Genomic DNA, 12,835 nt, shown 5'->3' on the forward strand with positions numbered 1-12,835 from the left:
ACGGGCCCGGTCCCCGAGGGGGAGCGCCCCCGGTTACAGTCCGGCCTTCCGCACCGCCCGGTACAACTCCCCGGCCTGCTCCACCAGTTCGTCCGCGTTCCGGGCGTGGGTCTGGGAGTCGAGGATGACCTCGTGCGCGCCGGCCTCGGCCACCTTCGCCAGGTCCTCCACCACCTGGGCGGTGTCGCCGTGGTACGGCTGCCGCTCACCGGACACCGCTCGGGCCTCCAGGCGTACCGCCGCCCGCAGGGTGATCCGTACCCGGTCCGGGTCGCGGCCCTCGGCCTCGGTCAGCTCCCGCAACCGGGCGCCCTGGCGGGCCAGCACCGGGGCCGGGGTGAAGGCCGGCAGCCAGCCGTCGGCCCGCCGCGCCACCCGGCGCAGGGTCCGGTCGCTCATCCCGCCCAGCAGGATCGGCACCCTCGGCTGGGCCGGCTTGGGCCCCACGTCGGTCTCCCGCACCCGGGTACGGGCACCGCTGACCGTCACCGGGTCCGGTCCCCACACCGCCGCGCAGACGTCCAGGGTCTCGTCCAGGGCGGCGCCCCGGGCGGCGAAGTCGGTGCCGGCCGCCGCGTACTCGTCACGGGACCAGCCGCTGCCCATCCCCACGACCAGCCGGCCCGAGCTGGCCCGGTCCAGGGAGCCCAGGGTGCGTGCCAGCTCGAACGGCTGGTGCAGCCCGGCGACCAGCACCGAGGTGCCCAAGCTGATCCGCGAGGTCACCGCCGCCGCCAGGGTGAGGGCCACCAGCGGGTCCAGGCAGTGCTGGTACCCCGGGGACCAGGGCACGCCCTCCATCCCGTACATCCCGTCCTGGGGCTGGCGGGGCACCAGGGTGCGCTCGAACACCCAGGCGCTGTCGTAGCCGAGGCGCTCCAGCGCCCGGGCCACCGCCGTCACGTCCCCGCCCGGTTCGTACTGCCGCATCTGGGGCAGCCCGAAGCCCAGCCGTATCGCCACCGTGAGTCCTTCCCTCGTACCACTCGGTCGAGGCTCTGCCTACGGCAGCCGGGCCCGGGGCGCAAGGGTGTGCCCGGTCGGCTCAGCCCTCCAACAGCCGCTCGCGCAGCATCTGTTGCTTGGTCGGGCCGAAGTCCAGGCCCCGCTCCAGGTAGTGGTCCACCGAGCCCCACCGCTCCTCGATGGTGCCGTAGGCGGCGGCCAGGTACTCCGCGCGGGCGTCGAACAGGGGCGACAGCAGGGACATCACCTCGGCGGAGAGCCCGCCCTCGGCCTCGGCTCCCCGGTGGACGCGGTAGCGGCGGTGCGGGGAGTTGGACCGCAGGTAGTCGGCCTGGATGGCGTCCCGCTCCACCCCCAGCGCCAGCAGGGTCACCACCACGCTCAGCCCCGCCCGGTCCTTCCCGGCCGCGCAGTGCATCAGCGCCGGCACGTTGTCCTCGGCCAGCGCGTGCAGGATCCGGGAGTGCTCGGTGGTACGGCCGAGGACCAGGGTCCGGTACGACTCCACCATCCGCGCGGCGGCCCGGCCCTCGCCCAGGACGGTCCGCAACTGCGCCAGGTCGCCCTCGCGCACCATCGTCCAGAAGCCGGCGCCGTCGGCCGGGTCGCTCAGCGGGATGTTGACGTTCCGCACCCCCGGCAGCTCCACGTCCGGCCCCTCCAACGCCTGGTCCGCCGCGTTGCGGAAGTCGAAGACCGTGTGCAGCCCCAGCCCGCCCAGGTAGACGCTGTCCTCCGGGGTGGCGTGGGCCAGGTGTCCGCTGCGGAACAGCACGCCGGAACGCACCCGGCGCCCGTCGGAGGTCGGCAGCCCTCCCAGGTCGCGGAAGTTGCGCACACCGGACAGGGTCGGCTCGGTGAACTGCTGGGTCACGTGGGCACTCCTCACCTGGGCGGGACCGGGTACCGGGAAGGGCGGCGGCTCGCACATCCGGTCGACGACCACCGACCCTACGACATGGGCCCCACGCCCACGCCGGCCCAAGCACACCCCCCGGGCGGCCCCCCGACGGTCCGCCGACCGCGTACGCGCGGACCCGTCGGGGGGCCGCCCGCACCCGTCCGAGGAGGCACCCTGGAGGGGTGAGCGAGGAACTGTTCCCCACCCCGCCGCGACCGGTCAGCCCCGGAGCGGTGCACCTGCCCGGCTGGCTGGACCACCAGGCGCAACGGGAACTGCTGACCGCCTGCCGTACGTGGGCCCGGCCACCGGCCGGACTACGCACCGTGGCCATGCCCCGGGGCGGCCGGATGTCGGTGCGCCAACTCAGCCTGGGCTGGCACTGGTTCCCCTACGGCTACGCCCGCCACGTGGTGGACGGCGACCAGTCACCGGTCAAACCCTTCCCCGACTGGCTGGGGGCCTGGGCCCGCGAGGCGGTCACCGAGGCGGCCACCCGGGACGACCGACTCGCGCCCCCCGAGCGGGACTTCGACATCGCCCTGGTCAACTTCTACGACGAGCGGGCCCGGATGGGGATGCACCGCGACAGCGACGAGGACTCGCCGGCCCCGGTGGTCTCCTTCTCGCTGGGCGACCCGTGCGTCTTCCGCTTCGGCAACACCCGCTCCCGCAACCGCCCCTGGCAGGACGTCGTACTGCGCAGCGGCGACGCCTTCGTCTTCGGCGGCCCGGCCCGGCTCGCCTACCACGGGGTGCCCCGCACCCTCCCCGGCACCGGCCCCGAGTGGCTGGGGCTGACCGGCCGGCTCAACGTCACCGTGCGGGTGCGCTGAGGCATCGGCCCCCGTCGGGCCGGCCCGCCCGGTGTTGCGGCTCGCAAAGCGGAAGGCTCCCACCGGCGGTCACCGGAGCCCTGGTCGACGACGTTCACCACGGCTCCTGTCGCGACCCGTTCCCGCCCCACGGGCCTGGGCGGCGACGCTCGCTCACCGGTTAGGCGCCCGTCCGGCAGGCCCCTAACCCGCAGGTGGTACGGGGCTCCACGGACCCGCCCCGACCTGTTCAAACGTGCGCACGAGCCGTTCACCCGAAGGGGGCTGGCGTGGGGTGGCGAATACCGCGAGTGGCCCTGTTCGGTCACCCTGGGAGAGCTAGCGTGAACACGGCGCCACCCCAGGCGTCTCATCCCTTTCACCGCCTCATCCCGCGAAGGACGTCCATGCCTCACGCCCCGAGTTCAGCGGTGCACACGCGACGGCGAGCCGCCGCTCCCGACAGTGCCTCGCCGTCCGGCGGGCGGGCTCGGCACAGCCGCGGCGCCCGAGCGGCCCACGGAGGCACCGGGAAGGACACCAGCCTCCGCGGCCAGTTGGTGCGGCTCGCGGTGCTTCCGGCGGCCCTGGTCACGTTGATCGCCGCCGGGGTGGTCGCCTACCTCCGTTACGGCCCCAGCGGCCAGGACGCCATGACCGACTGGGGTGTGCTGGCCGGAGCCCTGCTGCTGATGGGCGCGGTGGTCGTCGGGGGAGGGATGCTGGCCCACACCGTGGCCCGCACCACGACCGCCCGGTACGACTCCGCCCGCCGTGCCGTCGCCCGGGGACAGGCCGAACTGCGCGCCCTGCTGCTGCGCCTGGAGCAGGGAGAACCGGTTCGCCCCCTCCGCCCGGAGACGTCCAACCCACCGCAGGGGGACGCCCTGGTCCTCCTCAACCACGAGATCACCACCGCCCAACGCACCGCCGAACGTGCCGTGTTGGAGGCCGCCGAGCTGATGCGCGGCCAGGTCACCGGCAGCCGGTACCAGTTGGAGATGTTCGCCAACGTGGCCCGACGGCTGCAGTCCCTGGTCCACCGGGAGATCGAGCTGCTGGACGAGTTGGAGAACCAGGTCGAGGACCCCGAGCTACTCAAGGGGCTGTTCCAGGTCGACCACCTGGCCACCCGTATCCGGCGGCACGCGGAGAACCTCGCGGTGCTCGGCGGCGCGGTCTCCCGCCGGCAGTGGACCACCCCGGTGGACCTCACCGACGTGCTGCGCTCGGCCGTCGCCGAGGTCGAGCACTACCAGCGGATCAAGGTGGTCCCCCCGGTGGAGGGCCGGGTCCGGGGCCACGCCGTGGCGGACGTGATCCACCTGCTGGCCGAACTGGCCGAGAACGCCACGGTGTTCTCCAGCCCGCACACCCAGGTGCTGCTGCGCGCCCAGCGGGTCACCTCCGGGGTGGTGATCGAGGTCGAGGACCGGGGCCTGGGGATGAGCACCGCCGAGACCACGCGGATGAACGCCCTGCTGGCCGAGCCGGACCGGGTCGACGTGGGCAAGCTGCTCCAGGACGGCCGGATCGGCCTGTACGTGGTCTCGCTGCTGTCCAGACGGCACCGCATCCTCGTACAGCTCCAGAGCAACATCTACGGCGGCACCCAGGCCGTGCTGGTCCTGCCGCCCACCCTGCTGGGGGAGGAGAACGAGGAGCGGGAGAACGACTGGCACCACAACCCCGAGCGGCCCCGCCTGGAGGTGGTGGGTTCCGCCCCCGCCTCGGTGCCCGCGCCGCGCACCGAGGAGGCCGGGGAACCGGAGGACGACGACAGACCCCCGCTGCCCAGACGGGTGCGCCAGACCCACCTGGCGCCCGAACTGCGGGAGCAGCCCGCGCCCCTGTTCCGGCGCGAGGTGGAGCACGATCCCGGGCTGATGGCCGCGTTCCGGCGGGGCACCGTACTCGCCGAGGACCCCGAGGGGGAGCCGGAACCGACCACCCAGTCCCTCACCGAGGGCGCCTCCGACGGCGCCCGGCACAGCAGCCAGGCCCACTGAGCACACACCCCCGAGGAGCGTCACGCGATCATGGTCAGTGAAGCATCGACCGGCCAACCGACCGACCTGTCCTGGCTGTTGACCGGACTGGTACAGCGGGTGCCGCACAGCCGCAGTGCCCTGCTGCTGTCCGCGGACGGTCTGGTGAAGGCCGTGCACGGCATGGAACCGGACGAGGCCGACCACCTGGCGGCCCTCTCCAGCGGGCTGTACTCGCTGGCCCGCAGCGCCGGCGCCCGGTTCGACGAGGGTGACGAGGTACGGCAGATCGTGGTGGAACTGCACTCGGTGCTGCTGTTCGTCTCCGCCGCCGGCCAGGGTGCCCAGCTGGCGGTGCTGGCCGAACGGGAGGCGGACGCGGCGGTGTTGGGCTACGAGATGGCCATGCTGGTCAAGAGCGTCCGGCCGCACCTGGTGACCCCGGCCCGCCAGGCATCGGAGCGCTGAGGAATGCCCAGTACCGCGCTGACCTCCCCGCTGTACGACGACGCGGCCGGCCGACTGGTCCGTCCGTACACCGTCAGCGGTGGACGGACCCGACCGTCGTCCCACTTCGACCTGCTGACGATGGTGATGGCCACCCCGCACCATCCCCAACCCCTGCTGGGGCCCGACCACTCGCAGGTGCTGCGGCTGTGCGGGGGACCGGTGACCGTGGCCGAGATCTCCGCCCACGTCCGGCTGCCGGCCATCGTCACCAAGGTGCTGCTGTCCGACCTGGTGGACTGCGGTGCCGTCACCACCCGGGACCCGCGCCCCGCCCCGTTGGGCGGGGGCCGGTCCGACCGCGAGCTGCTGGAGGCGGTGTTGGATGGTCTCCGCAAACGACTCTGAGCCCGGCGCCGGGGGCTTCCCGGCCGCGCTGAAGATCCTGGTCGCCGGCGGTTTCGGGGTGGGCAAGACCACCTTCGTCGGGGCGGTGAGCGAGATCGCCCCGCTGAGCACCGAGGAGCTGCTGACCCAGGCCAGCGCCGGCACCGACAGCCTGGAGGGGGTACGCAGGAAGACCAGCACCACCGTGGCGTTGGACTTCGGCCGGATCACCCTCGGCGGTGACCGCGTGCTGTACCTCTTCGGCACCCCGGGGCAGGAGCGGTTCTGGTTCCTGTGGAACGAGTTGGCCCGGGGAGTGCTGGGGGCGGTGGTGCTGGCCGACACCCGACGGCTGGAGGACTGCTTCTCGGCGGTGGACTTCTTCGAGCAGCGCGGCATCGGCTTCCTGGTCGCGGTCAACGAGTTCGACGGCTCCCACCGTTACGACCTGGAGGAGCTGCGCGCCGCCCTCGACCTGGGGCCGGAGGTCCCCATGGTGCGCTGCGACGCCCGACAGCGCAGCTCCAGCACCCAGGTACTGGTGAGCCTGGTGAGCCACCTGATGCGCACCGTCGAGGGACGGGCGGACTCCGTGTCCCTGGACCGCCCGGCTCCCGCCCACCGCTGAGTCCGCCCGACGGAGCCGTTCCACTGGGCGCGCCCCGCCCGGGTGCCCCACACTGGCGGGAAGGGGGCCGGGCCCCCGAGTCGACGGCAGCCCGCCGGGAAGGCCCGGTGTGTGACAGGGAGGCGACGTGGTGGACCAGCACAGGGATCTGACCGAGGCCGTGGACGGCACACGGATCGCGACCTACACCTGGTTCCCCGAGGAGCGGCCTCGGGCACTGGTCCAGATCGTGCACGGGGCGGCCGAACACGCCGCGCGCTACGACCGGTTCGCCCGCTTCCTGACCGACCACGGCTACGCGGTGCTGGGGTCGGACCACCGGGGTCACGGGGCCACCGCCGAACACACCGGCGGCTACGGAGTGGTGGGGGTGAGCGGCTGGCGCGCGGTGGTGGAGGACCTGCACACCCTCTCCGACCGGATGCGGGCCCGGCTGCCGGAGGGGCTGCCCCACGTGATGCTCGGCCACAGCATGGGCTCCCAACTGGCCCGCGACTACGCCCAGGAGTACGGCGCGGAGCTGTCCGGGCTGATCCTGTCCGGTACCTTCCGTAGCCTGCCCGGCTGTGAACTGGACGGCGCCGTGGCCCTGTTGACCGAGGAGATCGAGAAGGGCGGCCGGTCGGCCGACTCGGACTTCGTACCCCGGCTGTTCGCCTCCTTCAACGACGCCTTCCCCCAGCGCACCGGCTTCGAGTGGCTCTCCCGGGACGAGGCCGAGGTCGACACCTACGTCGCCGACGAGGCCTGCGGCTTCCCGTTCAGCGCCGGACTGTCCCTGGACTGGGTCGAGGGCTCCCGCAAGATCAACGACCCGCGACAGCTGGACCGCGTCCCCCGGGACCTGCCCGTCCACATCGCGGTCGGCGACCAGGACCCCTGCAACCAGGGCATGACGCTGGTCTACGAACTGCTGGAGGACTTCCGCTACCTGGGGATGCGCGAGGTGACCTGGCGGGCCTACGCGGGCGCCCGACACGAGATCCTCAACGAGACCCACCGCGAGCAGGTCTCCGCCGACCTGCTGCGCTGGCTGGACGACCACAGCTGACCCGTGCGGTGCCGGGGGCCGGGCCGAACCGGCCCCCGGACCGGTTCACCGGTCGAGGAAACCGGCGATCCGCTTCCGCAACGAGGCCGGATCCAGACCGTGCGCGCGCTCGTGCTCCTCGGCGGTGCCGTAGCGCCGCAGCTCCTCCCGCCGGGTGCCCAGCGCCAGGGTGCGGTGCGGGCGGTCCGACAGCGCCGCCTCGACGGCGGCCACGCTGGTCCCCTCCACATAGGGCTCGACCAGCACCACGGCGGCGTCCGCCCCCACCCCCACGGCCTCGCGCAGGGTCCGGGCGTCCAGGGGCCTGGTGGTGGTCACGTACAGCACGGTCACGTCCAGGTCCTCGGTGGCCGTCAGCACGTGGTCCAGCAGGGGGCCCACCGCCAGGACCACGGCCGCCGACGGGCTCCCGCGCCGTACCGTCACCATCCGGCTGCCGTCCAGGGGCTGGGGGAGGGAGTTGGCCCGGTCCGACAGCCGCAGGTAGGTCCGGTCGGTACGGTCGGCCGCCTGCCGCAGCAGTGCCTCGGCCTCGTCCGGGTGGCCCGGCACCTGAAGGGTCCAGCCGTCGAGGGTGCCCATCAGCGCCATGTCGCCGGGAGACATGTGGGTGAAGCCGCCGGCGGGCCAGTCGTAGGAGCCGTAGGAGCTGACCAGCACCCCGCCGACGTCCTGGTGCCCGAAGTCCAACTTGACCTGCTCGAAGGCCCGTTCCACCAGGAACGCGGCGAAGGTGTGCACGATCGGTCGCATTCCGGTCAGCGCCATCCCGGCACCGGCGCCGACCAGCAGCTGTTCCCGGATTCCCACGTTGACCACCCGGTCCGGGTGGCGTCGGATGGTCGGCTCCAGTCCGGCCTTGCTGATCTCGGCCAGCACCACCGCCAGCCGGGGGTCCTCGTCCAGCAGGGCGGAGGTGGTGGCCAGGAAGCGTTCACGCATGGTGTCCATATCGGGGGAGTCCTCCGGTGGTGGGGTCAGTCCTTGGCTTCCACTCGCGCGATCACCGCGTGCGGGCGACCGGGGTGGGGGTGGCGGGTGGCCCCGAGGAGGGCCTGGTGGTCGTGTCCGTCGACCGTGGCGGTGGACCAGCCGGCCGCCTCGAAACGGGCCGCGATACCCCCGGGGCGGGCGTACGAGGCCGAGGAGTTGTCGACCACCACGGTGTGCAGCCGCTCCAGTCCGTAGGCACCGGCGAAGGCGAGCGCCTCGTGGTTGCTGCCCTCGTCCAGCTCCGCGTCCCCGACCAGCACCCACACCGCCGGATCGGTACGGCCCTGGGCCCGCAGCCCGAGGGCGGTGCCCACCGCCAGCGGCAACCCGTGCCCCAGCGAGCCGCTGCTGATCTCCACCCCGGGGACCAGGACCCGGTCCGGGTGGTGGCCCAGCGGCGAGTGGTAGGAGCCGAACCCGGGGAGCCAGTGGACCGGGAAGTACCCCTTGGCCGCGAGGACCGCGTAGTACGCCATCGGGCCGTGACCCTTGGAGAGCAGGAAGCGGTCCCGGTCCGGGTGCTCGGCGGTCTCGGGGCTGACCCGCAGGACGCGGTCGTACAGCACCCACACCGCGTCCAGGGTGGAGGTGGCGGCCGGGCCGTGCTTCTCGGCACCGGTCATCAGGCTCATCAGTCGGGGGAGGTCCTCGTAACGGGCGGGCTGACCGAGCCGCACCGTGGGTGTCGTGGAAGTCATGCGAGCAGCCTGCAACCTCAAGTTCACTTGAGGTCAAGACGGCTATGCTGGAGGTCATGACGGATCGAGACGGCCGCCTGACCATCGGTGAACTGTCGGCCCGCTCCGGGCTGGCTCCCTCCGCCCTGCGCTACTACGAGGAGCTGGGCCTGATCCACTCCGAACGCACCAGCGGCGGCCAACGACGCTACGCACGGGTCGCCCTCCGCCGGGTCGCCTTCGTACGCGCCGCCCAACGGGTTGGACTGTCCCTGGAGGAGGCCCGTACGGCCATGGCCCGACTGCCCCAGGACCGGGCGCCCAACGCCACCGAGTGGAACGCCGTCGCCCGCACCTGGCAGCGGCGCATCGACGACCAGATCGCCGAACTGGAACAGCTCAAGTCACGACTGACCGGCTGCATCGGCTGCGGCTGCCTCAGCCTGCGGAAGTGCCGCCTGTACAACCCGTACGACATCGCCGGCAGCTCCGGGGCAGGCGCCCGCTACCTGCTCGGCGACGACCAGGTCGAGCCCCCCGCCCGCGACCGCGGCTGAACCGGCGGCCCCACGCGTGCGCGGCCGGCACCCCGGCGCGCGTACCCCTCAGGCCGTGGTCGTCGGACGCGGTCCGACCAGCATCTCCTCGGCCGGCGCCGGACGGGCGTAGTACCAGCCCTGCGCGGTGTCGCAGCCCAACACCCGCAGCTGCTCCGCCTGGGCCTCGGTCTCCACACCCTCCACCGTGACCTGGAGCCCCAACGCGTGGGCCAGCGACACGATCCCCTCCACGAAGGTCACGTCCACCGGGTCCGCCGGATGGTTCTGCAACGCCTGGGTGAAGGAGCGGTCCAGCTTCAACGCGGTCGCCGGCAACCGCCGGAGGTTGGCCAGGTTGGAGTAGCCGGTGCCGAAGTCGTCCAGCGCGATCTCCACGCCCAGCTCGGCGAGTTGGCGCAACGGCTTCAACTCGTCCTCGTCCGCCCCTATCAGCGCGCTCTCGGTCACCTCCAGGCACAGCGCCCCCGGCTCCAACCCCGCCTCCCGCAGTACGTTGACGGTGTCCTGCACCAGGTCGGGGTGGTGCAACTGCCGGGGGGAGAGGTTGACGTTCACCCGCAACGACCGGTCCGGCCCCCCGTCCGAGGCCAACCCCGCCTCGTGCCAGCGCCGCGCCTGGTGCACCGCCTGCTGGAGCACCCAGCGCCCCAACGGCACGATCAGGCCGGTGTTCTCGGCCAGCGGGATGAACCGGTCCGGCCCCAGCCGCCCGTGGATCGGGTGCCGCCAGCGCACCAGGGCCTCCGCCCCGGCCACCGAACCGTCGGACATCCGCACCAGGGGCTGGTACTCCAGGAAGAACTCCGCCCGCTCCAACGCCGCCGGCAGGTGGTTGGTCAGGCTGTGCCGGTCTATCGCCCGGGCGTCGGAGTCCGGGTCGGCCAGCTCGTAACGGTTGCCGCCGGCGTCCTTGGCCCGGTACATGGTGATGTCGGCACTGCGCATCACCTCCGCCGGGTTCGGCTCCCCGGTCGGCCCCTCGACCACCCCGATGCTCGCCCGCACCGACAGGTCCCGCCCGTCCACCGAGATGGGCGTGGCCAGCGAGGCCAGCGCCTGACGGGCCAGGTCGGTGATCTCGTCACGGTGCTCGGGCGACTCGGTGAGGATCACGAACTCGTCGCCGCCGATCCGGGCCACCAGGTGCCGCTGCGCCGGGGCGCAGGACTGGAGCCGCTCCGCCACGGCCACCAGCAACTGGTCGCCCACCGCGTGGCCCAGGCTGTCGTTGACCGCCTTGAAGCCGTCGATGTCCAGGTAGCACAGCCCGAAGCGTTCCGAGGTGCCACTGCCCAGAACCCGGTCCAGCCGCTCGGCGAACAGCGTGCGGTTGGGCAGCCCGGTCAGCTCGTCATGGGTGGCCTCGTACCGCAGCCTCAGGTGCAGCAGCCGGCGTTCGGTGATGTCCTCCAGCAGCATCAGCTGGTAGCGCGGCTCACCGTCCGGCGAACGCAGCAGCGAGACCGTCAGGTTGGTCCACAGCACCGTGCCGTCCGGCCGGTGGTACGGCTTGTCCACCCGGAAGTGGTCCCGCTCGCCACGCACCAACTCCCGGTGCAGCCGCCACACTTCGGGAGCGTCGTCGGGGTGCACCCAGTCGTTGACGTTGCGCCGCCGCATCTCCTCCTCGGAGCGGCCGAACATCCTGGCCAGGGCGCCGTTGACATCGCGTATCCGACCGTCCATGTCCGCGATGCTGATCCCGATCGTGGCGTCCTTGAACACCGCGCGGAACCGGGTCTCACTGGCGTGCAGCGCCTCCTCCACCGCCGTCTGCGCGGCGAGGGCGGCCCGGGACAGCGCCTCCTGCTCCACCCGGGTGCGCTCCCGCAACGCCCGGGAGAAGCCGGCCGAGATGGCGTGCTGGAGCCGCGCGCACCGCGCCCGAGCCTCCTCGGCGGTGAGCGTCGGGCGCCCCTCCCGCTCCGCCGAGTCGCCCGGTCCGCCGCGCTGTCCGCTGTAGAGCACCAGGTAGGCGTCCACCACCCCGAGGATGTGCGGCAGGGCGTCGGGACTGGTGCAGTGCGCGGCCACCAGCGAGTTGCCGACCTCGCGGGCGGGCGCGGGGGTGAAGGGGTGGGCGTGCAGGGCCTCCGCCAGCTGACGTGCCAGGGGGTAGAGGTAGTCCTCGAACTCCTTACGGGTCAGCGAGGTGGCCGTGGAGGGGTAGACGGCCCGGGACCAGATGGTCGCGAATCTGCGCAGCCCGTCCGGCTCCTCCGGGCTCTCACTGAGTGAGCGCGTTGCCGAGCCGGCGCGCTCCTGGGGGCGTTGAGTCACCCGACACTACCCACCTTGCGTCCCACACCGGCGTACGCGAAGAAGGCCGCCGGGTCCTCCTGGTCGGGGTCGGTGGTGGGCCGCCAGTGGGGGAGTGACACCACCCCCGGCTCCACCAGCGCGAAGCCGTCGAAGAACCGTTCCACGGACGCCTTGTCCCGGGAGACCAGCGCCTGCCCGAACCGGTGGTAGACCTCCTCCACCTCGGCCTCACCGCCCCCGTTCCCGAGCGCGGCCGTCCACGAGCCGTGACTCAGGATCAGCAGGCTGCCGGGCGCGAGCGCGTCGCGTATCTCGGTGACGCTCTTCCACGGGTCCTCGCGGTCCTCGATGAAGTGCAGGATGGCCACCAACATCAGGGCGACCGGCCGGTTGAAGTCCAGCAGCCGTTCGGTGGTCTCGTGTCGCAGGATGTCGGTGGGGGCGCGGAAGTCGGCCGGCACCACCCCGGCCCTGGTGTTGCCCTCCAGGACGGCCCGGCTGTGGGCCACGGCCACCGGGTCGCAGTCCACGTACACCACCCGGGCCTCGGGGTTGGCCCGCTGGGCTATCTCGTGGACGTTGCCGAAGGTGGGGATGCCGGAGCCGATGTCGAGGAACTGGTCGACGCCCTGTTCCGCGGCGTGGCCCAGGGCCCGGCGCATGAACGCGCGGTTGGCCTGCATCAGCTTCGGGAGCGTCGGCCAGGCGTCGATGGCCTGACGGGCGGCCTCCCGGTCCACCTCGAAGTTGTGCGATCCGCCCAGGTAGTAGTCGTACATGCGGGACACGCTCGGCACCGTGAGGTCGATGCCCTGGGGTGCCCAGGCGGGTCGTTCCATCGGGTCTCCAGCTGTTGTCAACTCGCGTCGGCTTGCCTGGTCGGGTGACGAGGCTACTGATACGGAAGGGGTGAGGATAAGGGTGTGTGACGCAACGGCCTGATCCCCACCGGCCGTTGAACGCTCCCCGAACCCGCCTCTCCCCAGCCCTCCCGTCGTGTGCCCCTGTCACATGCCCGGGCGCGGAGGTGACAGGGGAAGCACCACGAAAGCCTCATGACCGGAAGTCCTGGTTCCCTCATTCCCGGCGCCCAGGAGGGACTCATGCGGAACGAGCCTGAACGCCGTCGAACTGACGGGAGCGTACCCGGTGTCGCCCTG

General features: G+C 72.5%; 13 protein-coding genes. 7 read left to right on the forward strand and 6 right to left on the reverse strand.

The features are described 5' to 3' along the window. Window positions 1–33: 33 nt before the first annotated feature. Together ABZT14_RS18260 and ABZT14_RS18265 are read right to left on the reverse strand one after the other, a co-directional pair. Window positions 34–963, reverse strand: coding sequence for an LLM class F420-dependent oxidoreductase (locus ABZT14_RS18260; RefSeq protein WP_356303517.1), 930 nt, complete (start codon window positions 961–963; stop codon window positions 34–36). A gap of 82 nt (window positions 964–1,045) precedes the next feature. Next, on the reverse strand, window positions 1,046–1,840 hold the full coding sequence (locus ABZT14_RS18265; RefSeq protein ID WP_356303519.1) for a tyrosine-protein phosphatase: 795 nt from the start codon (window positions 1,838–1,840) through the stop codon (window positions 1,046–1,048). Window positions 1,841–2,049: 209 nt separating this feature from the next. On the opposite strand from ABZT14_RS18265, the gene ABZT14_RS18270 reads away from it, so the two are divergent. The 6 genes from ABZT14_RS18270 to ABZT14_RS18295 all read left to right on the forward strand — a co-directional run bounded on the left by ABZT14_RS18270 (window position 2,050) and on the right by ABZT14_RS18295 (window position 7,183). Further along, complete coding sequence (locus tag ABZT14_RS18270; RefSeq protein WP_356303522.1) at window positions 2,050–2,703, forward strand: alpha-ketoglutarate-dependent dioxygenase AlkB; 654 nt, start codon at window positions 2,050–2,052, stop codon at window positions 2,701–2,703. Between the two features lie 539 nt (window positions 2,704–3,242). Continuing rightward, window positions 3,243–4,691: an ATP-binding protein gene (locus ABZT14_RS18275; protein WP_356303524.1), complete on the forward strand. Its 1,449-nt coding sequence runs from the start codon at window positions 3,243–3,245 to the stop codon at window positions 4,689–4,691. Between the two features lie 30 nt (window positions 4,692–4,721). Then, a complete protein-coding gene (locus tag ABZT14_RS18280) occupies window positions 4,722–5,138 on the forward strand; it encodes a roadblock/LC7 domain-containing protein (RefSeq protein WP_356303527.1) in 417 nt (138 codons plus the stop codon). A 3-nt stretch (window positions 5,139–5,141) separates the two neighbouring features. After that, window positions 5,142–5,525, forward strand: a complete 384-nt coding sequence (locus ABZT14_RS18285) for a DUF742 domain-containing protein (protein WP_356303530.1) — start codon at window positions 5,142–5,144, stop codon at window positions 5,523–5,525. Further along, the gene (locus ABZT14_RS18290) at window positions 5,503–6,132 is read left to right on the forward strand and encodes an ATP/GTP-binding protein (protein ID WP_356303533.1); all 630 of its coding nucleotides are present in this window, start codon (window positions 5,503–5,505) and stop codon (window positions 6,130–6,132) included. Before ABZT14_RS18285 ends, ABZT14_RS18290 begins: the two co-directional genes overlap by 23 nt. A gap of 127 nt (window positions 6,133–6,259) precedes the next feature. Then, on the forward strand, window positions 6,260–7,183 hold the full coding sequence (locus ABZT14_RS18295; RefSeq protein ID WP_356303536.1) for an alpha/beta hydrolase: 924 nt from the start codon (window positions 6,260–6,262) through the stop codon (window positions 7,181–7,183). Between the two features lie 45 nt (window positions 7,184–7,228). Here the strand turns inward: ABZT14_RS18295 and ABZT14_RS18300 are convergent, their stop codons facing one another. Continuing rightward, window positions 7,229–8,134, reverse strand: coding sequence for a transketolase (locus tag ABZT14_RS18300; RefSeq protein ID WP_356303539.1), 906 nt, complete (start codon window positions 8,132–8,134; stop codon window positions 7,229–7,231). Between the two features lie 26 nt (window positions 8,135–8,160). After that, window positions 8,161–8,874 (reverse strand): transketolase, encoded by a 714-nt coding sequence (locus ABZT14_RS18305; protein WP_356303542.1) that lies wholly within the window; start codon window positions 8,872–8,874, stop codon window positions 8,161–8,163. A 56-nt stretch (window positions 8,875–8,930) separates the two neighbouring features. On the opposite strand from ABZT14_RS18305, the gene soxR reads away from it, so the two are divergent. Beyond that, window positions 8,931–9,410: a redox-sensitive transcriptional activator SoxR gene (soxR, locus tag ABZT14_RS18310; RefSeq protein ID WP_356303545.1), complete on the forward strand. Its 480-nt coding sequence runs from the start codon at window positions 8,931–8,933 to the stop codon at window positions 9,408–9,410. A 48-nt stretch (window positions 9,411–9,458) separates the two neighbouring features. Here soxR and ABZT14_RS18315 read toward each other — a convergent pair whose 3' ends face one another. Together ABZT14_RS18315 and ABZT14_RS18320 are read right to left on the reverse strand one after the other, a co-directional pair. Then, window positions 9,459–11,693, reverse strand: coding sequence for an EAL domain-containing protein (locus tag ABZT14_RS18315; protein WP_356303548.1), 2,235 nt, complete (start codon window positions 11,691–11,693; stop codon window positions 9,459–9,461). Then, window positions 11,690–12,514 carry an SAM-dependent methyltransferase gene (locus tag ABZT14_RS18320; protein WP_356303550.1) on the reverse strand — a complete coding sequence of 275 codons (825 nt, stop codon included), beginning with the start codon at window positions 12,512–12,514 and terminating at the stop codon, window positions 11,690–11,692. The genes ABZT14_RS18315 and ABZT14_RS18320 overlap by 4 nt, the downstream gene beginning before the upstream one ends. Window positions 12,515–12,835: the final 321 nt, after the last annotated feature.

Source organism: Streptomyces sp. NPDC005438, assembly GCF_040606315.1.
Lineage (GTDB): Bacteria > Actinomycetota > Actinomycetes > Streptomycetales > Streptomycetaceae > Streptomyces.

Excerpts from the sequence above, each read along its gene's own strand:
- ABZT14_RS18285 (WP_356303530.1), top strand. The coding sequence starts at position 5,142 with ATGCCCAGTACCGCGCTGACCTCCCCGCTGTACGACGACGCGGCCGGC.
- ABZT14_RS18280 (WP_356303527.1), top strand. The coding sequence starts at position 4,722 with ATGGTCAGTGAAGCATCGACCGGCCAACCGACCGACCTGTCCTGGCTG.
- ABZT14_RS18300 (WP_356303539.1), bottom strand. The coding sequence starts at position 8,134 with ATGGACACCATGCGTGAACGCTTCCTGGCCACCACCTCCGCCCTGCTG.
- soxR (WP_356303545.1), top strand. The coding sequence starts at position 8,931 with ATGACGGATCGAGACGGCCGCCTGACCATCGGTGAACTGTCGGCCCGC.
- ABZT14_RS18305 (WP_356303542.1), bottom strand. The coding sequence starts at position 8,874 with ATGACTTCCACGACACCCACGGTGCGGCTCGGTCAGCCCGCCCGTTAC.
- ABZT14_RS18320 (WP_356303550.1), bottom strand. The coding sequence starts at position 12,514 with ATGGAACGACCCGCCTGGGCACCCCAGGGCATCGACCTCACGGTGCCG.
- ABZT14_RS18290 (WP_356303533.1), top strand. The coding sequence starts at position 5,503 with ATGGTCTCCGCAAACGACTCTGAGCCCGGCGCCGGGGGCTTCCCGGCC.